This window comes from Stenotrophomonas sp. STEN147 (genome assembly GCF_056757995.1).
Genome location: NZ_JBRRCG010000001.1, coordinates 117,389 through 138,944, shown reverse-complemented (window position 1 = coordinate 138,944; position 21,556 = coordinate 117,389). Strand labels below are relative to the sequence as shown.

At 66.2% G+C, this 21,556-nt stretch carries 17 protein-coding genes; 8 read left to right on the top strand and 9 right to left on the bottom strand.

Annotation, left to right across the window (positions count from 1 at the left end; translation table 11 throughout):
- Positions 1 to 23: 23 nt before the first annotated feature.
- From ACVOKU_RS00710 to ACVOKU_RS00695, 4 genes are all read left to right on the top strand, one after another.
- Entirely contained in the window at positions 24 to 1,160 is a 1,137-nt protein-coding gene (locus ACVOKU_RS00710) for an ABC transporter ATP-binding protein (RefSeq protein ID WP_065176213.1), read from the top strand.
- Positions 1,157 to 2,089 (top strand): ABC transporter permease subunit, encoded by a 933-nt coding sequence (locus ACVOKU_RS00705; protein ID WP_481558780.1) that lies wholly within the window; start codon positions 1,157 to 1,159, stop codon positions 2,087 to 2,089. The genes ACVOKU_RS00710 and ACVOKU_RS00705 overlap by 4 nt, the downstream gene beginning before the upstream one ends.
- Positions 2,086 to 2,928 carry an ABC transporter permease subunit gene (locus ACVOKU_RS00700; protein ID WP_005415928.1) on the top strand — a complete coding sequence of 281 codons (843 nt, stop codon included), beginning with the start codon at positions 2,086 to 2,088 and terminating at the stop codon, positions 2,926 to 2,928. Before ACVOKU_RS00705 ends, ACVOKU_RS00700 begins: the two co-directional genes overlap by 4 nt.
- A 63-nt stretch (positions 2,929 to 2,991) precedes the next feature.
- Positions 2,992 to 4,356: an NAD-dependent succinate-semialdehyde dehydrogenase gene (locus ACVOKU_RS00695; RefSeq protein WP_481558779.1), complete on the top strand. Its 1,365-nt coding sequence runs from the start codon at positions 2,992 to 2,994 to the stop codon at positions 4,354 to 4,356.
- Positions 4,357 to 4,413: 57 nt separating this feature from the next.
- On the opposite strand, the gene ACVOKU_RS00690 is transcribed toward ACVOKU_RS00695, so the two are convergent.
- From ACVOKU_RS00690 to ACVOKU_RS00665, 6 genes are all read right to left on the bottom strand, one after another.
- Complete coding sequence (locus ACVOKU_RS00690) at positions 4,414 to 5,436, bottom strand: magnesium and cobalt transport protein CorA (RefSeq protein WP_053516581.1); 1,023 nt, start codon at positions 5,434 to 5,436, stop codon at positions 4,414 to 4,416.
- Positions 5,437 to 5,442: 6 nt separating this feature from the next.
- Positions 5,443 to 6,672: a lipoprotein N-acyltransferase Lnb domain-containing protein gene (locus ACVOKU_RS00685; protein WP_481558778.1), complete on the bottom strand. Its 1,230-nt coding sequence runs from the start codon at positions 6,670 to 6,672 to the stop codon at positions 5,443 to 5,445.
- On the bottom strand, positions 6,669 to 7,550 hold the full coding sequence (locus tag ACVOKU_RS00680) for an HlyC/CorC family transporter (protein ID WP_128987872.1): 882 nt from the start codon (positions 7,548 to 7,550) through the stop codon (positions 6,669 to 6,671). The genes ACVOKU_RS00685 and ACVOKU_RS00680 overlap by 4 nt, the downstream gene beginning before the upstream one ends.
- Before the next feature lie 64 nt (positions 7,551 to 7,614).
- Positions 7,615 to 8,169 (bottom strand): hypothetical protein, encoded by a 555-nt coding sequence (locus tag ACVOKU_RS00675; RefSeq protein WP_053516584.1) that lies wholly within the window; start codon positions 8,167 to 8,169, stop codon positions 7,615 to 7,617.
- A 64-nt stretch (positions 8,170 to 8,233) separates the two neighbouring features.
- On the bottom strand, positions 8,234 to 8,719 hold the full coding sequence (gene ybeY, locus ACVOKU_RS00670; protein WP_053516586.1) for an rRNA maturation RNase YbeY: 486 nt from the start codon (positions 8,717 to 8,719) through the stop codon (positions 8,234 to 8,236).
- Entirely contained in the window at positions 8,716 to 9,702 is a 987-nt protein-coding gene (locus tag ACVOKU_RS00665; RefSeq protein ID WP_053516587.1) for a PhoH family protein, read from the bottom strand. Before ACVOKU_RS00665 ends, ybeY begins: the two co-directional genes overlap by 4 nt.
- A 298-nt stretch (positions 9,703 to 10,000) precedes the next feature.
- Between ACVOKU_RS00665 and ACVOKU_RS00660 the strand changes: the two genes are divergently transcribed.
- Positions 10,001 to 13,180 carry a type VI secretion system Vgr family protein gene (locus ACVOKU_RS00660; RefSeq protein ID WP_481558777.1) on the top strand — a complete coding sequence of 1,060 codons (3,180 nt, stop codon included), beginning with the start codon at positions 10,001 to 10,003 and terminating at the stop codon, positions 13,178 to 13,180.
- A 106-nt stretch (positions 13,181 to 13,286) separates the two neighbouring features.
- On the opposite strand, the gene ACVOKU_RS00655 is transcribed toward ACVOKU_RS00660, so the two are convergent.
- Complete coding sequence (locus ACVOKU_RS00655; RefSeq protein ID WP_481558776.1) at positions 13,287 to 13,490, bottom strand: hypothetical protein; 204 nt, start codon at positions 13,488 to 13,490, stop codon at positions 13,287 to 13,289.
- Between the two features lie 40 nt (positions 13,491 to 13,530).
- On the opposite strand from ACVOKU_RS00655, the gene ACVOKU_RS00650 reads away from it, so the two are divergent.
- Positions 13,531 to 16,494, top strand: coding sequence for a phospholipase D-like domain-containing protein (locus ACVOKU_RS00650; protein WP_481558775.1), 2,964 nt, complete (start codon positions 13,531 to 13,533; stop codon positions 16,492 to 16,494).
- Positions 16,491 to 18,035, top strand: coding sequence for a hypothetical protein (locus tag ACVOKU_RS00645; RefSeq protein WP_481558774.1), 1,545 nt, complete (start codon positions 16,491 to 16,493; stop codon positions 18,033 to 18,035). The genes ACVOKU_RS00650 and ACVOKU_RS00645 overlap by 4 nt, the downstream gene beginning before the upstream one ends.
- 244 nt (positions 18,036 to 18,279) lie before the next feature.
- Here the strand turns inward: ACVOKU_RS00645 and miaB are convergent, their stop codons facing one another.
- The gene (gene miaB, locus ACVOKU_RS00640) at positions 18,280 to 19,701 is read right to left on the bottom strand and encodes a tRNA (N6-isopentenyl adenosine(37)-C2)-methylthiotransferase MiaB (RefSeq protein WP_065176220.1); all 1,422 of its coding nucleotides are present in this window, start codon (positions 19,699 to 19,701) and stop codon (positions 18,280 to 18,282) included.
- Positions 19,702 to 19,863: 162 nt separating this feature from the next.
- Positions 19,864 to 20,484, bottom strand: a complete 621-nt coding sequence (locus ACVOKU_RS00635) for a glutathione S-transferase family protein (protein WP_053516594.1) — start codon at positions 20,482 to 20,484, stop codon at positions 19,864 to 19,866.
- Between the two features lie 81 nt (positions 20,485 to 20,565).
- On the opposite strand from ACVOKU_RS00635, the gene ACVOKU_RS00630 reads away from it, so the two are divergent.
- Entirely contained in the window at positions 20,566 to 21,534 is a 969-nt protein-coding gene (locus ACVOKU_RS00630; protein ID WP_253161718.1) for a helix-turn-helix transcriptional regulator, read from the top strand.
- Positions 21,535 to 21,556 lie beyond the last annotated feature (22 nt).

The following is a 21,556-nucleotide window of genomic DNA, read 5'->3' as shown; positions in this document are numbered from 1 at the left end:
CACCGCCCGCTCCCGGAGCCCCCATGCCCGTTGAAGCCCAGCCGGAAGCCGCCGCCGTTGATACGGTGAGTGCGCCCGGCTATCTCTCCATTCGCGACCTGCGCAAGGAATTCGACGGTTTCGTCGCCGTCGACGACGTCAATCTGGACGTGCGCAAGGGCGAGATCTTTGCCCTGCTGGGCGGCTCCGGCAGTGGCAAATCGACCCTGCTGCGCTGCCTGGGCGGCTTCGAGACACCCACCAAGGGCAGCATCACCCTCGATGGCCAGCGTCTGGACGCGTTGCCGCCCTATCAGCGGCCGGTCAACATGATGTTCCAGTCCTACGCGCTGTTCCCGCACATGACGGTCGAGCAGAACATCGCATTCGGCCTCAAGCAGGACGGGCTGGGCAAGGACGCGATCGGCAGGCGCGTCGGCGAAATGCTGGAGCTGGTGCAGATGGGCCACCTCGGCAAGCGCAAGCCGCATCAGCTGTCCGGCGGCCAGCAGCAGCGCGTGGCGCTGGCACGCTCGCTGGCCAAGGGCCCCAAGCTGCTGCTGCTGGATGAGCCGATGGGTGCGCTGGACAAGAAGCTGCGCTCGCAGATGCAGCTGGAACTGGTCAGCATCATCGAATCGTCGGGCGTGACCTGCGTGATGGTCACCCACGACCAGGAAGAAGCGATGACCATGGCCACCCGCATCGCGGTGATGGATGCGGGCTGGATCCAGCAGGTCGGCAAGCCGGACGAAGTGTACGAGCAGCCGGCCAACCGGTTCGTCGCCGAGTTCATCGGCTCGGTGAACCTGTTCGACGGCGTGATCGACGAGGACCTGCCGGAGTATGTGACCGTACGATCGCCGCTGTTCCCGGCGCCGATCTACATCGCCCATGGCATCACTGGCTATGAAGGGCAGCCGGTCGCATTCGCGCTGCGCCCGGAGAAGGTGATGATCGGCAAGGACGAGCCGGAAGGGCACACCAACAAGGCACAGGGTGTGATCGAGGACATCGCCTACTTCGGCAGTCACTCGGTCTACCACGTGCGCCTTCCCAGTGGAGCCAAGGTGCTGGCCAACTTCGCCAATTCGCAGCGCTGGGCCAGCGATGGCCTGACCTGGGGTGACAGCGTGTGGGTGCACTGGCGCGACAACGACGGCGTGGTGCTGACCTCATGAGCGTCGCCGGGCTGAAGCGCTGGCTGCCGGGACTGCGTGCCACGGTGATCGGTGTCCCGTATCTGTGGCTGCTGCTGTTCTTCGCAGTGCCCTTCCTGATCGTGTTGATGATCAGCTTCTCGCACAGCCGTGTCGGCTCGCCGCCGTACACCTGGCTGCTGCAGTACGTGGACGGCGGGTTCTCGCTCAAGCTCAACCTCGAGAACTATCTGGCGCTGTTCCGCGATTCGATCTACGCCCAGGCGTTCCTGAGTTCCATCAAGATCGCAGCGATCTCCACCTTCCTGACCCTGCTGATCGGCTACCCGATGGCCTATGCCATCGCCCGGCTGTCGCCGGCGGCGCGCAACGTGGCGATGATGCTGGTGGTGTTGCCGTCGTGGACCTCGTTCCTGATCCGCGTGTACGCGTGGAAGGCGATCCTGGACCGCAACGGCCTGCTCGACCAGTTCCTGCAGTTCACCGGTCTGCAGACGCTGATGACCGGCCTGGGGCTGCCCAGGCTGCAGCTGATCGATACGCCGACCGCGGCCTATATCGGTATCGTCTACTGCTATCTGCCATTCATGGTGCTGCCGCTGTACGCCAACCTGGTCAAGCATGACCACCGCCTGCTGGAGGCGGCCTACGATCTCGGTGCGAAGCCGTGGCAGGCCTTCCTGCGCATCACCCTGCCGCTGTCCAGGGCCGGCATCATCGCCGGCTGCATGCTGGTGATGATTCCGGCGGTCGGCGAGTTCGTCATCCCTGAGATGCTCGGCGGATCGGAGACGTTGATGGTTGGCCGGCAGCTGTGGAACGAGTTCTTCAACAACCGCAACTGGCCGGGCGCCTCGGCGATGGCGGTGGCGATGATCTTGCTGCTGCTGGTGCCGATCCTGCTGTTCAACCGTTCCCAGCAGCGCCTGCTGGAAGGGAAGCAGGCATGAGCCCGCGTACCGCCAAGGGCCTGGGTCTGGGCGTGCTGCTGCTCGGCTTCGCCTTCCTGTACCTGCCGATCCTGCTGTTGATGTTCTATTCGTTCAACAGTTCGCGGCTGGCGATGGTGTGGGCGGGCTTCTCCACCCGCGCCTACAGCGATCTGTTCGCCGATCGTGCACTGATGGACGCGATGTGGACCAGCTTGGTGGTGGCGTTCTGGACCGCCTGCACCGCCACGGTGCTCGGTACGCTGGCGGCCATGGTGATGACCCGATTCAAGCGTTTCCGCGGCAAGCCGCTGTTCGGCGCGCTGGTCACCGCGCCGCTGGTGATGCCGGACGTGATCCTGGGTTTCTCGCTGATGGCGCTGCTGGCCTCGATGGGTGCCATTCCGGGCTTCCCGGCGCGTGGACTGGCGACGATCTGGATCGCCCACGTCACCTTCACCCTGTGCTTCGTCACCGTAGTGGTGTCTTCGCGCCTGCAGGAAATGGACCTGTCGCTGGAAGAAGCGGCGATGGACCTGGGGGCCAGCCGGCTGACCGTGTTCACCCGCATCACGCTGCCGATCATCGCACCGGCACTGGTGGCGGGCTGGCTGCTGGCCTTCACGCTGTCGCTGGATGACGTGGTGGTGGCCAGCTTCGTCGCCACGCCGGGCTCGACAACACTGCCGATGAAGGTCTTCGCCTCGGTCCGCATGGGCATCAGCCCGAAGATCAATGCGCTGGCCACGCTGCTGGTATCGGCAGTGTCGATCGCGGCGGTGATCGGCTGGTACATCAACGCGCGCGCCGAGAAGCGGCGCCAGCGCGACCTGCAGCTGGCCCGGCAGGACAACGGCTGATCCGGCAACGCGCGGCTCACGGGCAAGGGCGCACACTGGGGATCTGCCTGAAGGAGATCCCCCATGACTGTCGAGATCATCGATCCCACCACCGGCCAGGTGACCTACCGCCATGAACTGATGGGCGCTGCCGACGTCGAGCAGCGTCTGCAGGCCGCGGCCGACGCATTCCCGGGCTGGGCCGCACGTTCGCTGCAGGAGCGGGGTGCCATCCTGCGAGGGATCGCCGCGCAGCTGCGCACGCGGCGTGACGAGCTGCAGCAGGCGATGACGCACGAGATGGGCAAGCTGAAGGCCGAGGCATTGGCCGAGGTCGACAAATGCGCGGCGGCCTGCGAGTACTACGCCGATCACGCCGCCGACTACCTCAAGCCCCAGCTGATCGACACCGAGGCACAGCGCAGCTACGTGCGCTACGAGCCGATCGGCTGCGTGTTCGCGGTGATGCCATGGAACTTCCCGGTCTGGCAGGTGTTCCGCTTCCTTGCCCCTGCCTTCATGGCCGGCAACGTGGCGCTGCTCAAGCACGCCAGCAACGTGCCCCAGTGTGCGGACCTGATCCTGGCGGTGTGCCGCGACGGTGGCCTGCCGGCCGGTGTGTTCGACGTTCTGCACATCGACAACGACCAGGCGGCCGAGGTGCTGCGCGATGCGCGGGTGAAGGCGGTGACGCTGACCGGCAGCGAACGCGCCGGGCGTTCGATCGCGTCCAATGCGGGCAGCCAGCTGAAGAAGTCGGTGATGGAGCTGGGGGGCAGCGACGCCTTCGTGGTGCTGGATGATGCCGACCTCGACAAGACCGTGGCGGCTGCAGTGAAGTCACGCTTCGACAACAGTGGGCAGACCTGTATTGCTGCCAAGCGCTTCATCGTGGTGGAGCGCGTGGCCGATGAGTTCACCCGTCGCTTCGTCGAGGCGGCCGGTCAGCGCCGGTATGGCGACCCCAGCGAGCGCGAGACCACGCTGGCACCGATGGCCCGCGCGGACCTGCGCGACGAGCTGCACAAACAGGTGCAGGCGAGTGTGGCCAAGGGGGCGCGGGTGCTGCTGGGCGGCGAGCCGATCGCGGGCACGCATGCCGGCTATCCGGCCACCGTGCTGGACCAGGTCGGGCCGGGCATGCCCGCCTACGACGAGGAACTGTTTGGGCCGGTGGCGGCGGTGATCCGGGTCAAGGATGAAGAGGAAGCGCTGCGCGTGGCCAACGACACCCGCTTCGGGCTGGGCGGTAGTGTCTGGACCGGTGACCCGGTGCGTGGCGAGTCCTTCGCCCAGCGCATGGAATGCGGTGCGGCCTTCGTCAACGCCATCGTCAAGAGCGACGCGCGGCTGCCGTTCGGCGGCAGCAAACAGTCAGGCTTCGGCCGCGAACTGGCGGACCATGGCATCCATGAGTTCATGAACATCAAGACTGTCTACGTGGCCTGATGGTGCATTCCGTGTGCCACGGTAAAGAAGCAGCCGAGCCCGAGCCTGGGCTCGGCTCTACAACCACCGCGCGCGCTTGAACAACCGGTACAGGCCCACGCAGACACCGCCCACGCCGACGATCATCAGCGGGTACGCCCACGGCTGGCTCAACTCCGGCATGTGACTGAAGTTCATGCCGTACCAGCTGGTGATCAGTGTCGGCGCCGCCAGCAGGGCCGCCCACGCACCCAGCCGCTTCACGGTTTCGCCCTGCGCCAGCGTCACCAGCGAGAGGTTCACGCTCAGTGCGGTACCCAGCATCTCGCGCAGGGTATCGATCACGTCGCTGATGCGCACCGCATGGTCATGCACGTCGCGGACGTAGAGCTTCACTTCGTCCGGAATCAATTCGCCCTGGTAGCGGCGCAGCTGCGCCAGCACGTCCTGCAAGGGGGCCACGGCCATCCGCATCTTGTTCAACTCGCGCTTGAGCTCGTACAGGCGCACCACGGTGCTGCGCTTGTAGCTCTCGGCGAAGATGTCCTTCTCCAGCAGCTCCAGCGTGTCGCGGAAGCGGTTGGTGATCGGCAGGTAGTTGTCGACCACGAAGTCGGTGACGGCGTACAGGCAATACGACGGACCCATCTTCAGCAGCTGCGGCTCGCGTTCCACCCGGGCACGCACTGGCGCATACGACAGCGAAGCGCCGTGGCGCACGGTCACCAGGAAACGCGGCCCGAGGAAGGCGTGGGTTTCACCGTACTGGATGCGCTCATCGACCATCTGCGCGGTGGTCATCACCACGAACAGCGAGTTGCCGTAGGCTTCCACCTTCGGCCGCTGGTGCGCATTGCGCGCGTCCTCGATCGCCAGGTCGTGCAGGCAGAACTCCTCCTGCAGCTTCAGCAGCACGTCTTCATTGGGGTCGAACAGGCCGACCCAGACGAAGCCGTTGCCGCTGGCGATGACGTCGCTGATGGCGTCCAGGCTGATGTCATGGCGGACGCCCTGCTCATCGTAGTGGACACAGTTGATGACGCAGGCGGGATTGGCCGAAGCAGGTGCGGCAGCGGAGGCGGGCAATGACATGCCCGCCATCGTGCGTCAGTGCCGCGTATCCGACAAGTGACGATCGCGCCCCAGCACCCAGGCCAGGGCCGCATGGATCGGCAGCAGCAGCACGATCCATTGCACGTTGTACTGCGGCTGCAGGCTCAGCCAGTGCAGGACGAGCGCTGCCAGGGCCTGCAGTGCCACCAGCCACAGCACGACCGTGAACATGCGGCCAGGCGGGCGACGGCGCAGCAGCCGGACCGCGCCCGGCAGCAGCAGCACGCACAATGGCGAAAGCAGCAGCAGGTTGCGGTTGGCCCAGGCGGCGTAATGGGTGCTGAAACCCCAGAGGAACACCAGCAGGCCACCTGCGACGGCACACAGCAGCCATAACGGCAGTCCCAGTCCGGCCAGCAGGCGCGGCCGGTTGCGCAATGCCAGCACGCCGGCAGCGATGGCCAGGCCGCACAGCAGCCACGGCCACCAGCGGCGCGGGAATTCCTTGGGCTCCGGATCGATGCGGTGCGGCAGCAGTTCCTGCTCGGACTGCACCAGCGGACGACCGTCGCTGTTGCGCGCCTGGCGCAGGGCATCGGCCAGGCGCATCGGCACGAACGCTTCCTGCCAGCGTGACAGCGGCTGATCGGCGAACGGGCCCAGGCCCACGTCGAAGCCCAGCCACATCCACGGCGCGGGCGAGGCCAGGCGGACCGATTCGCTGCGGTAGGTATTGCCGCGCGAGCGTCCGGACAGCTGAGCATGCAGCCCGCCACCCAGCGCCTTGTCCAGCGTGTCACGCACCATCGTCGCGCAGTTGGCGGTGTAGTAGTCGTAGTGGTAGCGCGCGTTCTCCGGCCTGGCCCGCTCGGCCAGGTCGGCGGCCAGCGCGCGCGCCTGGTCCGGGCGCAGATCCAGCCACTGCACGCTCGCTCCGCGGCCGGTCTCGTCGTAGTACGACAGGTCCTGCTGAAGGGGCAGCGCCACCAGGTAATACATCATGTCGCCACGCACGAAACGACCGATGAAGTCATCCTCGGACGGATCGAAGTAGCCGAAATTGTACGACGTTGCCTCACCACTGGCCGGATCGAGCACCACGATGGCGTCGTGGCCGAAACGCTCGAAGAACACCGTGCCGGGCTGCATCGTCACCACGCCGATGCGCGGCGCCGGGGGCCCGGCGACCGCAGCCGTGGCCTGCGCGAAGGCGATGGCAGGCACGGCCGTGGCCAGCATGCACAGTGCCAGCCACAGGGTGAGGATCAGCCCGCGCCGCTTCAAGCGTCGTCCTGCGCGTCCGGTGGCAGCACCGTCACGTGGAAGGCCTGTACCCGGCGCGCATCGGCACGCGCGACGCGGAACATGAAGCGGTCCAGCGCCAGTTCGTCTCCGATCTCCGGAAGGTGACCGACCGCTTCCGTGACCAGGCCGCCGATGGTGTCGTAGTCCTCGTCGGAGAACGCGGCACCGAAGCGCTCGTTGAAATCCCCGATCGGGGTCAGGGCATCGACCACGTACTGGCCGTCGGCCTGGATCGCGATCTGTGCCGACGGATCCTCGGCTTCGTCGTGCTCGTCATCGATGTCGCCGACGATCTGTTCCAGCACGTCCTCGATGGTGACCAGGCCGGCGACGCCGCCGTACTCGTCGACCACGATGGCCATGTGGTTGCGCGACAGGCGGAACTCCTTCAGCAGCACGTTGAGCTTCTTCGCTTCAGGAATCAGCACCGCCGGGCGCAGCAGTTCGCGCACGTTGGCCGGGCCGTGGTCGGCAACCACGCCGCGCAGCAGGTCCTTGGCCAGCAGGATGCCGAGGATGTCGTCCTTGTTCTCGCCATGCACCGGGAAGCGCGAATGGCCGGACTCGACCACCTGCTTCATCAGTTCCAGGAAGGGCGCTTCGACCGGCAGCGAGACCATCTGCGAACGCGAGATCATCACGTCGCCCACGGTCAGCTCGGCCACCGAAATGGCGCCTTCCATCATCTTCAGGGTATCGGCGGCGATCAGACCCTCTTCCTGCGCGGTGTGCAGGACAGCGACCAGCTCGTCGCGGGTATGGGGTTCGCCGGAGAACGCGGACGTCAGGCGTTCCAGCCAGCCGCGCTTCTTTTCACTGTGCTCCTGCAGGGAGCTACTACTGTCGTCTTCAGACATCTCTGGAAAAAGGGCACCCGGCATGCCGGGCGTTGGCGCCAGTCTAGCAGGATGTAGCGGCCTGTCAGCGCCCCCCGCTGCCGGGGCCGGTGATCGGGGGCGGCGCCAGTTCAGGCCGGGACGCCGGTGCTTCGGGCAGGTCCAGGCTGTAGGTGCAGCCGGCCAGCGTCCGGCCCGGGTGGGAGGCCACCGTTGAGACACTGAGGATGATCGACTCGATCTGGGCCTCGCCGGTGGTCGGGTCGGTCACGTCACGGCTGACCAGTTCGCGCCCCGCCATGAACTTGCCGTCCTGGTCGTATCCGGTCTCCAGCCCGAGCCGCCTGGCCAGCGGCCGGGGGTCGGCCTCATCGAGGATCGCCATGATGCTGGCACCGGCCATCGCGACCCGGTCCGTGCGGGTGCCGAACACCGTGATGGGCTGCGCCAGACGGTACTCGCTCAGGAACCGGTTGCCCTGCGGCAGGGGTTGCAGGCCGCTGGCGACCGCTTTCAGCGGGTCGGCCAGCAGCGGTGCCAGCGCGGCATGGGCGGCCACGTCCTGGCGGCATTCGATCAGTGCCGGCAGGTCCAGCGGAGCGGCGGACGCAGAGGTAGCAAGCAGCAGGGGCAGGAACACAGCGGCACTCCGTGGTGGCGCCGAGCCTGGGCTCGGCTGCCTTCCGGTCAGGGGGGGGGCGGGCTCAGCGCTCGCCGGCGTAGGGGTCGGCGATGCCGAGCTCGGCCAGGATCTCGCGTTCCAGCTGCTCCATCGCCTCGGCTTCCTTGTCGTCTTCGTGGTCCCAGCCGAGCAGGTGCAGCACGCCGTGCACGGTGAGGTGCGCATAGTGGGCGTTGAGCGCCTTGCCCTGCTCGCCGGCCTCGCGCTCGACCACCGGGGCACAGATCACCAGGTCGCCCAGCAGCGGGAACTTCACGCCCTTGGGCAGGCCTTCGGGCACTTCGGCCGGGAAGCTGAGCACGTTGGTGGCGTAGTCCTTGCCGCGGTAGTGGCGGTTCAGCGACTGCCCTTCCTTGGCATCGACCACGCGGATCGCCAGGTCGGCTTCGCGGATCCGCCCCTTCAGGGCCGCAGCAACCCACCTGCGGAAGCTCACCGCGGCCGGCAGTCCGGCGCGGGGCAGGGCGTAACTGACGGCGACGTCCAGCCGTACGGGACCACGGGTCATGATGTCGCTCCGGGTTGGATCTGATGCAGGTCGCGGCGGTCGTAGGCACTGACGATGCGGGCCACCAGCGGATGGCGGACGACGTCGCGCGATTCGAAGAAGGTGAAGCTCACGCCCTCGACATCGCGCAGCACGTCGATGGCATCGCGCAGGCCCGATTTCAGGTGCTTGGGCAGGTCGGTCTGGGTCAGGTCGCCGGTGACCACGGCGGTGGAGCCGAAGCCCAGCCGGGTCAGGAACATCTTCATCTGCTCGATGGTGGTGTTCTGCGCCTCGTCCAGGATCACGAACGCGTCGTTGAGCGTGCGGCCACGCATGTACGCCAGCGGTGCGATCTCGATGACGTTCTTCTCCAGCAGCTTGACCACCTTCTCCACGCCCATCATTTCGTACAAGGCGTCGTACAGCGGCCGCAGGTAGGGGTCGACCTTCTGGGTCAGGTCGCCGGGCAGGAAGCCGAGCTTCTCGCCGGCCTCGACCGCAGGCCGCACCAGGATCAGGCGCTGCACGCGCGACTCGTTCAGCGCTTCCACCGCGCTGGCCACGGCCAGGAAGGTCTTGCCGGTACCGGCCGGGCCGATGCCGAAGTTGATGTCATGGGTGGCGATCTGGTGCAGGTAGCGGCCCTGGTTGGCGCCGCGACCGCGCACGGTGCCACGCTTGACCCGGATCGCCACGTCCTGTGCTTCGTACGAGCGTTCGGCGATCTGCTCCACGTTGGCCTGGGCCAGGCGCAGGTGGATGGCGTGGTTGTCGAAGGTGGTCTCGCCGGCTTCGGCGTACAGGGCCTCGATCAGCTTCTGCGCTTCCACGCTGGCTTCCTTCGGTCCACTGATGCGGAACACGAAGCCGCGATTGGCGATCTCCACGCCGAGTTTCAGTTCGATCTGTCGCAAATGGCCGTCGAACGGGCCGCACAGGTTGGCCAGGCGCGCGTTGTCTTCCGGCGACAGGGTGAAGTCTCGATGCTCGATGTTTTTCATTGCTGGAGGTGGGGCGGAAGCCTTCCACCACAGTGTCTTCAAGGGGAAACAAGGGTAGCGCGCGGGGGCGCACACGGCCAGTACGGGGGCTGCTACGCGGTTTTCCACACGGGGTGTGGATCGGGCCTGCGGGAACCTGTGGATAGACGTTCGCAATGCTTGTGCCACAAGCTTCCTGCGCCGGTGGTGAAAAAAGCGTCACGACCGGGTGGGGAACGGAAACCGGGAAGCAGCGGTGGCCACGGGAAGGTTCACAGGCATTGAGCGTCGGGGCGGAGCGCCCGGCCAGGGAGAGGTCATGGATGTTTCACATACGGCAGTCGCGCACGCGCCGCTGGCGGGGCTCGGGTCGAACCGGCAACTGCATCGGCTGCAGGCTGAGGGCCTGCCTCCCTTGTTCGTCGAACAGTGGTGGGGCCACGAAAGCCTGGTCAACGGTTTCGATTACTGGGTAGATGCCGTGCACCCGGATGCAGGCCTGGCGTGCGCTGACTGGCCGGGACTGAGCGCCGCGCTGGTCACCTGCCTCGATGATGGCCAGGACCACCATCGCTGCGGCTACATCGCCGCCGCTCACCTCCTTGGCGCAGACGGCGGTCTGGCGCGCTACCGGCTGCATCTCGTGCCATGGACGTGGTTCCTGCGGCATGCGCGGCGCAGCCGTGTCCATCAGCAGCGGACCGTGCGGGACATCGTCGAGGACGTGTTCGGCACGCACAGCGCCCTGGCCCGCTGGCGCTGGAGCGACGACGCCCTGGCCGCTCTGGCCGCCGCACCCGTGCGCGACTGCTGCATCCAGTATCGGGAGCCGGACCTTGAGTTCGTGCAGCGGCTGTTGGCCGATGAAGGCATTGCGGGCACGTTCGAGAGCGACAGCAGCGGCGGATTGACGCTCGTGCTGTTCGCCGACAGCAGCGTGCAACCTGAGAATCCGCAATCGGCCCGAGACGGCGGTATCCGTTTCCACCGTGACGACGCCACCGAGCGCGCAGATGCCCTGCAGCAGCTGGGCAGGTGGCGTCGGCTGGGCAGCAGCCGGCTCTCGCTCGTCACCGACGATGGCCCTGCGGCCACCGTCCGACATGTGCAGATGCCACTGCAGGACGCCGGGCACAGCCCGCGCGAGGTCTATGAGCCGGTGGGCACCCACGCCCTGGCTGGCGCCGATGAGGGGTATCGTCGCGCGCGGCGAGCAGCTGAAGCGCACGAGGCCGGCAGTGCAGGCTGGCTGGCGGCAGGCAGCGTACGCAGCCTGCAGGTCGGTCGCTTCATCCGCGTTCTGGCCGCGGGCGCTGGTTCGACGCCGAGCCTGCTGCCGACCGAACTGCTGCATTACGGGTGCAATCCGCCGCCGATCACACAGGGGGCGGAGCAACCACGCGCTGCGGCACCGGCCGGCTGGCTTGAGGCCGGTTCAGCCATGCCCGGCGTGGCGCTGGAGACAAACGCGCCCCTGGGTTATACCAATCGCTTCCGCGCCGTCGATCGGAATCGACCGTGGCGGCCCGTGCTGGCCGATGGCACCGGCGAACGCATCCACCCGCGGCCGCTCGCGCCAGGCCATCAGACCGCTACGGTGATCGCTGGCGATGGCCGTGATGATGCCGCTCTGTACGCCGATCACCTGGGCCGGGTACGGGTACGTCTGCATCTTCAGGACGCCACAGATGCCGGTACGACCTGTTGGCTGCGGGTCGCGCAGCGCTACGCTGGGCCGGGCGTCGGTGCACAGTTCCTGCCGCGTGTCGGTCAGGAGGTGGTGATCGGCTTTCTGGACGGGAACATTGACCAACCCCTGGTGCTGGGCGCGCTGTACAACGGTCGTGGCGAGGCGGGCGTTGCGCGCACCCCGGCCGGAGCAGCGGCCGCAGACGAAAGCGGCGGCCTGTTCGGGCATGCCACCGATTCCCGCCCGAGCGCACAGGGCAATGCGGCCGGCGGCCATGCGCCTGTCTGGCACGCGATGGCACCGGGGCAGGACCAGCACCGGCATGCCGGGGCGGTATGGGGCATCCAGTCACGGGAATGGGCCGGAACGGGTTACAACCGGCTGGCCTTCGATGATTCCGACGCACAGCTGCGCGTGCAGCTGGCCAGCAGCCACGCCAGCAGCGAGCTGAATCTTGGCCATCTGCTGCACATGGCTGACAACCATCGTGGTTCCCTGCGCGGAGAAGGCGCGGAACTGCGCACTGACGCGTGGGGCGCGCTGCGTGCCGAACGGGGCGTCTGGTTGACCGCGCGTGGCCACGCTGCGCTGTCACCCGCAGGCGAGGTGGCTGCGGCCGGCGCGCTGCTGCAGCAGGCCGCCCTTCTGGCCGCGTCCAGCCATGGCGTGGCCACGATGCACGGCACGGCTGGCTTGGACAGCCACGCAGTACGGGAGGACAGTACCGGCCTGGCAGGTCTGCAACGGGTTGCCCGGGCCAGTGTGACCGGACTTTCCTATGCGCAGGCCAGCGCCGATGAGGAGGGCCGCCCCGCGCCCGGCGATGTTCCGCATACCGGCCAGCCAACGCTGGGCCTGCATGGGCAGGCCGGTCTGATGATGGTGGCCGGGCAGGCACTGCACTGGGGCGGTGCCCGGAATGTGGCACTGTCCAGTGGCGGGCACACCGATGCCAACGTGGCCGGCGGTGCGCGCCTGCACGCGGCGCAGGCGGTGGGCATGCTGGCGGCCAGTGGCCGCAGCTTTGCCGGTGATGCGGCATTGACCATCGTCGCCGGGCAGGAGGCACTGGACATTCGTGCCCAGTCCGAAACGATCCACCTGCAGGCGCGCAGCACCGTGCGTGCAGCGAGCGGGCAGGGGGCTGTGGAGCTTGCCGCACCGCGCACCCTGCACATCGCCACCGCCGGTGGCGCCAGCGTTACGCTGGAAGATGGCAACCTGGTGCTGGTCTGCCCCGGCACGGTGACCGTGCAGGCCGGGCAGCGCACCTTCGTCGGCCCGACGCAGCTGACCCGTCCCCTGCCGGACATGCCGTCCAGCGCGCCGGACGGGCAGGTTCCGAAGCTTGCTTTCAGGCTGCAGGACATCCCGGGCCCACAGGGTGCGCCGCTGGGCGGGCAGCCCTGGAGGATCGTGCGCACGCACCGCGCCCTGGACGATGAGCAGCGTGACAGCGCCCTGCTGCCGGAACGTTGGGCCGAGACCCTGGCCGAAGGTGAGGCCGACGCACAGGGCGATGTCAGCCTGGACGATGCGCTGTGCGCAAGGATCTGGAGTGACGTAGGCCGCCATCCCGGCTGCCTGTTCCTGGTACACGGCATCGACGTGATCCCGCTGCAGCGGCCCCGGCCATACAGCAGCTCCCCGGGGGTGCGGGCAACCCTGGATACGCTGGAGGCGATCAACTATGGCAAGAGCCTGGCCGATCTGCCCGACGATGCCGCGCTGCATGCCTACCGGCAGCGCGCCGAGTACGAGTTCCAGTCCCACATCGACGCCAGTCCGGCCCGGCGCAAGGAGATCTGATCATGGCAGACGCCAACGCATGGGGCAGGGTCGAACGCGCCTCCCTCATCTGCAGGGATGGCCAGAAGGGCACGACCAGCGGCGACTACTACGCACCACCGGACCGTCAGTTCGCGCCGGTGCGGCATGGGAACCGCGTCGACGCGTTCACCGACGGTCGCTCGGCGATGAAGGCGATGGCCGATGCCATCCGCGGCGCGCAGAAGTTCATCTTCATCGCCGACTGGCAGATGAACTTCGATACCGAGATGGACGCGCGCGGTGACGCGCACTCCGCGCGGCTGAGCGAGCTGCTGTTCGACGCGATCAACCAGCGCGGCGTGGATGTGCGGGTACTGCTCTACGACAGCGTGGAGGCGGCCGCCTACACCCACGAGAACGAGGTACGCACGGCGCTGTACAAGATGCAGGATGACAAGACGCCCGGGCAGGTGCAGGTGGGCCTGCACAACCCGGCGACCGGCCGCACCGATGCCTTCAACATCGCCTTCTCGCACCACCAGAAGATCCTGGTGGTGGACGGAAACATCGGCTTCATCGGCGGCCTGGACGTCGCCCATGGCCGTTGGGACGACGGCAACTTCGACGTGGTCTGCGACCCGACGCTGCACGTGATCAATGACCATTACAACAACTGCCTGAGCAAGTATCGGAGCATGACGGAGGATGAGACGAAGCTCACGCTGGACAAGCCCGATACCAGCCCGGATGCGGCAGGCCGCGTTCGTCCCGGCTTCGCACAGGCGTATGTGCCCGGCATGGCCATCGCACTGGACCAGATGAAGTCGCAGTGGGATGCCGGTGCCGCGTTGGCGGAGCTGCAGGACTATGCAGACAAGCTGGGCGTACCCGACGCGCTTGAGCGCGAAGGCCTCAGGAAGATCGCCGAGTGGATCATCCCCGGCATGGAAGAGGGGATGGCGGTCAAGCGCACCGTCGCGCGCACGTTCCTGGCCATCCAGACGACGCTGGAGGAGATCGGCAAGGAATATGCAGATGTCATTGCCGCGTCGAACCGTGCCGCCGACGAAGCCATCAAACTGAATCCGGTCCAGGCGGCTGCCGCAGCAGGGCGTGCGGTGGCAGGCTTCAGCGCCATCCAGGCGAAGAAGTTCGGCAGCTGGCTCGACCAGCAGAAGAACGACATCCGGGCGGCAGCGCTGCGGCCCTTCCAGACTGCAGAGAAAGCGGCGGGCTACCTGCTCGATCCGCGCAGCCTGCGCGCGGACATCGAAGGCCGACTCAGCGAAATAGAAGCAAAGATCGACAAGGCGAAGAAAGACTGGGAATCGCTGGTGCAGTGGATCAATACGCCGGTTGATCGCACCCAGCGGCTGCTCGACAGTGGCCGCCAGCCACGCATGCCCTGGCAGGACGTGCACGCGCAGATCGCGGGCCCGGCCGTATTCGATATCTGCAGCAACTTCATGCATCGCTGGAATGCCATGGTCTGGCAGAACCAGCGCGGTGACCGGACCGTCGGCTCGCTGCTGCGCAAGGGGATGAACACGGGCCTTCGCAAGACCAATGAATGGCTCGACACAGCGCTGCCCGAGCAGACCACCCTGGCGCGTGGCATGGAACTGACGCCATTGAGCGATCAGTGGCTGCAGTCCATGGGCGGCATGCAGGCGGTGTTCGGTGATCTGACGGTGCCGGGCACGGCGGGCAAGGTCAGCGTGCAGATCGTGCGTTCCTCGGGCACCGCCCTGCATGCGCTGGAGAAGAAGGGGTGCAGGGAACTCGGCCTGAACCTGGACGACGCCAGCTGCCTGCAGCCGTACTGGGAGCGTGAACAGCCGATGCACTCCATTCTCGACGCAATGGTCAACTGCATCGCATCGGCCCGCGCCTACATCTATCTGGAAACGCAGTTCCTCATTTCCGACTGCGGCTGGTCCGACGCGGATCCGGGCAGCGTGGTGGAAACCGCAGTGAAGGGCGGGGAGCGGCGGGATGCGACGGATGCCGAAAAGGCGAAGCTTGGTCACGTGGGGCGCGGCGTGGGGATGAGCGGCCCGGTCGGCAGGGCCGGCATCGTGCAGGATGTGGTGGAACGCAGGCAGGGAGTGAAGTCGGCGGCCAGCAACCCGCTGGTGGCCGCCATCGCCGCGCGCATCCGCCGCGCGATCCTGGCCCGGCAAGGCTTCCATGTGTACATCACCCTGCCGGTGCACCCGGAGGGCAGCCTGGCGGACGGAGCCGTGGTGAAGCAGCAGTACTGGGTGCAGCAGACCCTGCTGCGTGGTGACGACAGCCTGATCCGGCGCATCTGCCGATCATTGATTGCACGCGACAAGGACATCCGCGAGGCCAGCGTGGAAGAGGCCGACCTGCAGGCGGAGGTGAAGGCCGGGCGCTGGAAGGAATACCTGTCGGTGATGAATCTGCGCAGCTACGGCGTGCTGGCCGAAACGCGCAGAAAAGATCATCTGCCGCCGCACACGATCGGCTCCGAGCATGGCCCCTCCCTGTATGTGGTGACCGAGCAGTGCTATGTGCATTCCAAGCTGCTGATCGTTGATGACGCGGTGGCGATCATCGGCAGCGCGAACTGCAATGACCGCAGCCTGCTGGGGACGGGAGATACCGAGATCGCCGCGGTGATCGTTGATGGCGAGGCGAAGCGGATGGATCTGGGCAATGGCGTGCAGGTAATAACCCGAACGTTTGCGCGGGAGCTGCGGTTGAAGTTATGGAAGAAGTTTCTGGGGCAGGAGATTCAAGAGCTGCCGGAGAAGGGGAATCAGCACTTCGTGTTCTCTGAGTTGACCGAGGGCTACTACCCGTGGTTCAACAAGAGCGTGCCAACCTTGACGGTGGACAGGCCAGCAAGTGCCGAGACGTGGAGAAGCATCAGAAATCTTGCCGATTCAAATTCCGCCGCTTATGAACGTGTATTCACCAATGTCCCCCGTGACTCGTTCCCTCGCTACGACTCCGTGCTGCATGGATTCCCCGCCGAAGGTCTGAGTGACAAAGGGCACGTCAAACGCATCCTGTACGCGCAGCCGGCGGACCTGCAACCAGAGTTCATGCTGGAGCCAAGCGTTGTAAGCAACTACGTGACCGGTGCGGTGGGTCGGCACGATGTGCGTAAGGCGACGGACTTCCTTCGAGACACGGCATTGGGGGACTACGGTGTTCAGGGGTTCTGGGTGACGATGCCACTTCTGTGGGGGAGCGGCATGGACGACCCTGCTGCCATGATGCCGAACGAGATTATCGCTGCCGTGCCTGTCGAAAGGAGTAGGTCAATCGAATTTGGATATTCGAATGGAGGTACTCCAGGGGAATCCGGAGAACAGGCATGAAAGAGCATATTGTTTTGAGATGGTTGATGGCGTTGGGTGCCTTTTTCACTGCGCACACTGCGTTGGCAGGCTGCAGTTCACCAATCGGGAAGTCGCATACTTCTCAGGGGGGGCTGGTGATCAAGTTCAGACCAAGCCCCAAAGGAGTGCTGAGCGCAAGTCTTAGTCGTGCGAACGAAGTTGCGCCCTATGTGCGGATCAATCTCTATCCTAAACTTGCTGAGCTGCACAATGAGCCATTCGACTTGAATGGTGGTGCGGTCTACTACTTGGAAAAGGACGCGCAAGGGCAGCGAATATGCCGCGTTGAAGAGTGGAAAAGGCGAGAATCCAAGTTGATTGGCGAAGCACCTCCTGAGGGCCTGCATCCTGCGGTGAGGCCCGTGTATCCATATTTCGAGCTTTACAAGACGCAGGAGCTTGACTATGACGGGTCAGGTCAATTGACGTCGATTCATGCAACTGACGCGAAAGGGCATAGGGCAACAACCTTCTGTGCGCTCTATGATGGTGATGGTCGCATAGAAGTAGCGAATGAGAGCTCTGGGTTGATTGTCTCGGATAAGCCAGATTTTCAGTGTGCGCAGCTCCGCGATATGCCATCCCGCACTTCAACTCGATACTTCACTTATCGACCGGATGGATCGCGAGCTTCCGACGTAGTCAAGGAAGCCACGCGTAAGCCAGGTGAGGATCCCAATCGCGAGGACACCGGCTTTGGAACCGAGGCCGCCGATGGTGCATGGACTGTGAGTGGCTTCATCAATGTCGACGATGCTGAGTTGAAGCGGGTCGTGGGTATTCGCTTCCATGGCAGTGAAAAGCGTGGGCTTCGTGGCGTTGAAAGTGCTTCCTTCTCCATAGCGCCATCGGACGCCACGGCTGTCTTCGCACAACGTAGCAAAGAGCACACCAATAAGCTGAAATACAGGTTCCCCGGCGAACCTGTGCCAGCAGAAATCGCCAAGGGGTTGTTCGAGGGCATCACCGACTACACCCGCGTCCGGGAGTACTACCATCGCTCGCATCAACGGATCTTCGAGGTATTCGGACCGGGTGCCAAGCAGCCCCACGAACGCCAGTGGCGCACGCTGGATCTGAACCGCCAGGAGAACTACGACGCAAACGGCAGGCTCACGCGGGTGATCCTGTTCGGCCCGGCTCCCGATGATGGTGGCTACACCGAGAACCTGCGCGCATACGTAGAGAAGGGTGTGTTGAAGCTCACGCCGCTGACCAGCGGCTACAGCTCCTACCGCGTCTACGACTATGACGCAGCAGGCAACGAGACGCTCTCGTTCGTGTGCTGGCGCCATGAAGTCTCGACCAACAAGCCGTATGCCCATTTCCCCTGGTGGGAGCCCGATCCCCGTCCCAAGCGCAGTCGTGAAGCCGAACTGCAATACGGCAGGACACAGCTGGCAGCCCGCTGTGGCACGCCTGATGGCAAGGTAATCGTAGAGGGTATGGGACCGGCGAAGAAGCTGATGGAGACCCGGTACGGATTCGGGACGACGAAGCTGGGATTCCTGAGCGAGTAGCGCGGTGCGTCCTTCTGAGGCTCAGAGCAGACCCGCTAAGCGGAGGTTGCGGCCAGCAACGAGGCCCGGCGGGCTCGCCCCTGAGACCCACCGCTTTTCCACAATCACTGTGGAACGACGCGCAATCAACCTGTGGATAGGTGACGCAGAGCCTTCTGCACAGAGGGTCTGCGTGGCGTGGTGAGAAAATCACCACGCCTGCTGCGTGGGGGCAAGCCATACATGGCTTCCCCCACCCCGGCGATCAGCCTTCCGTTACCACCCGCCCGCGCAGCGAATTGGTCAATGCCTCGGTGATCACCACATCCACGAACTGACCGATCAGGCGTGCCGGCGCCGGGAAGTTCACCGAGCGCATGTTCTCGGTCTTGCCGGTCAGCTCGTTCGGGTTCTTCCGCGACGGGCCTTCCACCAGCACCGTCTGCACGGTGCCGACCATCTTTGCGGAAATGCCGGCGGCGTGCGCGTTGATGCGCTCCTGCAGGCGCGACAGCCGCGCGTGCTTCTCGGCATCGCTGAGCGTGTCTTCCAGGTCGGCGGCCGGAGTGCCCGGGCGTCGCGAATAGATGAAGGAGAAGCTGTGGTCGAAGCCGATGTCCTCGATCAGCTTCATGGTCTTCTCGAAGTCCGCCTCGGTCTCGCCAGGGAAGCCGACGATGAAGTCCGAACTGATCGAGATGTCCGGGCGCACCGCGCGCAGCTTGCGGATCTTCGACTTGAACTCCAGCGCGGTGTAGCCGCGCTTCATCGCCGACAGGACGCGGTCGCTGCCGGCCTGCACCGGCAGATGCAGGAAGTTGGCCAGCTGCGGCACATCGCGGAACGCGTCCACCAGCGAGTCGCTGAACTCCAGCGGGTGAGAGGTGGTGAAGCGGATGCGGCCGACGCCATCGATCTCGGCGATGGTGCGGATCAACAGGCCCAGATCGGCGAACTCGCCATCGCCATACGGGCCACGGTAGGCATTGACGTTCTGGCCGAGCAGGTTGATCTCGCGTACGCCCTGCGCGGCCAGCTGTGCCACTTCCACCACCACGTCCTCGAATGGACGGCTGACTTCGGTGCCGCGGGTGTAGGGCACCACGCAGAACGAGCAGTACTTCGAGCAGCCTTCCATGATCGACACGAACGCCGACGCGCCTTCAGCGCGCGGTTCCGGCAGGCGGTCGAACTTCTCGATTTCCGGAAAGCTGATGTCCACCTGCGGTCGCTTCTGCTCGCGACGCGCACGGATCAGCTCCGGCAACCGGTGCAGGGTCTGCGGGCCGAACACCAGGTCCACGAACGGCGCGCGCTTGATGATGGCCTCGCCCTCCTGCGAAGCGACGCAGCCACCGACGCCGATGATGACCTCGCGGCCCTGGTTCTTCAGCCCCTTCCAGACGCCGAGCTGGCTGAACACCTTCTCCTGCGCCTTCTCGCGGATGGAACAGGTGTTGACCAGGATGACGTCGGCATCCTCCGGGGTGTCGGTCAGCACCAGGCCGTCGCTGGCGGCGAGCACGTCGGCCATCTTGGCCGAGTCGTACTCGTTCATCTGGCAACCGTGGGTCTTGATGTACAGCTTGCCCTTGATCTGCTCCGGCGTGCGCGGAGCGGAGGGCAGGGCAACGAGCGGGGTGCCGCCCGGCGTGGCGGGCGGAAAGACGTCTGGCGTCCCGGTCATGGCGCTTAATCCATTCGGGTGGCGGGAAAGCGGGCAATTCTACCCGCATCCTGTGCCGCCCGCCGCCCGCCGCCCGCCGCCTGCCGCCTGCCGCGCTGAGCACTAAGCGCTCGCGGGGCATGGCCCCGCGCGACCGCCTCCCGCCGTGCCCGGCGGGCGCCCTTACGCCGCGATCAGCTCCGCGTCGATCTGCCGCGAGCGGTCGAAGGCCGTCAATGCGCCCATCCGGGCGATGTAGTCCGCCGTGGCGGGGGCGGGTTGCACCAGCCCGAAGTCGGTGGTCCATTTCAGGGCATTGCCCCACAGCACGTCGGCGGCGCTCATCTCCTCACCCAGCAGGTAAGGTCCCTGCGCCAGCTGCGCCTCGATCACCTGCAGGACGGTTTCCGCGTCGTTGTAGGGCGACATCGACTGCGGAGGCGGGTCGCGGCGCATCGCGCGGTCGATCATCGCCGGCTCGAAGCAGGCGCCGTAGAAGGCCATCCAGCGCAGGTAGGGGCCGCGCAGCGGCGAGCCGATCGGCGGCGCCAGGCCGGCTTCGGGGTAGAGATCGGCCAGGTACAGGTAGATCGCCACCTGCTCGGTCACCAGTGCGCCCTCATGGATGATCGCCGGCACTTTGCCCATCGGGTTGATGGCCAGGTAGGCCGGGGCCAGGTTGGCGCCGGCTTTCAGGTCCAGCACATGCAGGCGGTAGTCGGCACCCAGGGCTTCAAGCAGGGCCACGGCGCCGCTCGAGCGTGAACGGGCAGCGTGATAGAGGGTGATCTGGCGGGACGTCATGGCAGTGCTCCTTGCAGCAGAGGGGTGAACTGGGGCCCATGCTGGGGCACTATTGCGGACGACTTCTGTCCTCGATCCCTCATGCGCCACACCGCCCATCGCCTGCTCCGCCTGATCGCCCTGCTGCAGGCCCGCCGACAGTGGTCGGGGGCTGAATTGGCCGAGCGCATGGGGGTGGATCGGCGCAGCATCCGCCGCGACATCGAGCGCCTTCGCGAGCTGGGCTATCCGGTCAGGGCGTCGGCCGGGGTAGGGGGCGGCTATCAGCTGGGAGCGGGCGCGCCCGTACTCCCGATGCTGCTGGACGAAGAGGAGGCGACGACCCTGGCCATCGCCCTGCGCGCGGCCTCGGCCACGGTGGCCGGCATCGACGAAACCGCGCGCGGTCTGCTGTCCAAGCTCGACCCACTGGTGCCGACCCGCCGCCGCCAGCAGGCTGGCGAGGTGCACGCCGCCACCGCGACGCTGTCGGATCTGCCTTCCACCGATGCACGTCTGCTGGGGCGCCTGGCCCAGCATTGCCGCCAGGCAACCCGGCTGGCCTTCGAGTACCGCAGCGCGCAGGACGCGGTGACCCAGCGCGAGGTCGAGGCCCAGCATCTGGTCAACTACGGACGTCGCTGGTACCTGCTGGCCTGGGATCTGGGCCGCCAGGACTGGCGCACGTTGCGGGTGGACCGGATGGGCGCGGTGCGCGCGCTGGCCGAGCCCGGCCTGCATCGGCGCACGCCCGCACCGCCCGATGTGATGGTGCGGCAGGCGGTCAGCCAGGCGCCGTTCGCACTGCAGGCGGTGCTGCGCCTGGCCGGCAGCCACACCGAGCTGGAAGGTCGCATTCCCCCCTGGTGTGGCGTGCTCGAAGCCGATGGTGCCGATCACTGCCTGCTGCGCATGGGCGCGGAAAGCCGCGGCATGATGCTGGCGCAGATTCTCAGCCTCGACCGGGTGCCGCTGGAGCTGTGGACCACGCCGCCTGCGCTGCGCCAGGAACTGGCGCAGCGCCTGGGCGGGCTGGCGCAGCTGCTGGCTGTGCCTGACGTCACAGGCTGAGCCGCACGGCTTGGCAACGCGG

Bases quoted from the DNA above. Each gene is read 5' to 3' on its own strand.
- ACVOKU_RS00710 (WP_065176213.1), top strand. From the start codon at position 24: ATGCCCGTTGAAGCCCAGCCGGAAGCCGCCGCCGTTGATACGGTGAGT.
- ACVOKU_RS00705 (WP_481558780.1), top strand. From the start codon at position 1,157: ATGAGCGTCGCCGGGCTGAAGCGCTGGCTGCCGGGACTGCGTGCCACG.
- ACVOKU_RS00700 (WP_005415928.1), top strand. From the start codon at position 2,086: ATGAGCCCGCGTACCGCCAAGGGCCTGGGTCTGGGCGTGCTGCTGCTC.
- ACVOKU_RS00695 (WP_481558779.1), top strand. From the start codon at position 2,992: ATGACTGTCGAGATCATCGATCCCACCACCGGCCAGGTGACCTACCGC.
- ACVOKU_RS00690 (WP_053516581.1), bottom strand. From the start codon at position 5,436: ATGGCGGGCATGTCATTGCCCGCCTCCGCTGCCGCACCTGCTTCGGCC.
- ACVOKU_RS00680 (WP_128987872.1), bottom strand. From the start codon at position 7,550: ATGTCTGAAGACGACAGTAGTAGCTCCCTGCAGGAGCACAGTGAAAAG.
- ybeY (WP_053516586.1), bottom strand. From the start codon at position 8,719: ATGACCCGTGGTCCCGTACGGCTGGACGTCGCCGTCAGTTACGCCCTG.
- ACVOKU_RS00665 (WP_053516587.1), bottom strand. From the start codon at position 9,702: ATGAAAAACATCGAGCATCGAGACTTCACCCTGTCGCCGGAAGACAAC.
- ACVOKU_RS00660 (WP_481558777.1), top strand. From the start codon at position 10,001: ATGGATGTTTCACATACGGCAGTCGCGCACGCGCCGCTGGCGGGGCTC.
- ACVOKU_RS00645 (WP_481558774.1), top strand. From the start codon at position 16,491: ATGAAAGAGCATATTGTTTTGAGATGGTTGATGGCGTTGGGTGCCTTT.
- miaB (WP_065176220.1), bottom strand. From the start codon at position 19,701: ATGACCGGGACGCCAGACGTCTTTCCGCCCGCCACGCCGGGCGGCACC.
- ACVOKU_RS00635 (WP_053516594.1), bottom strand. From the start codon at position 20,484: ATGACGTCCCGCCAGATCACCCTCTATCACGCTGCCCGTTCACGCTCG.
- ACVOKU_RS00630 (WP_253161718.1), top strand. From the start codon at position 20,566: ATGCGCCACACCGCCCATCGCCTGCTCCGCCTGATCGCCCTGCTGCAG.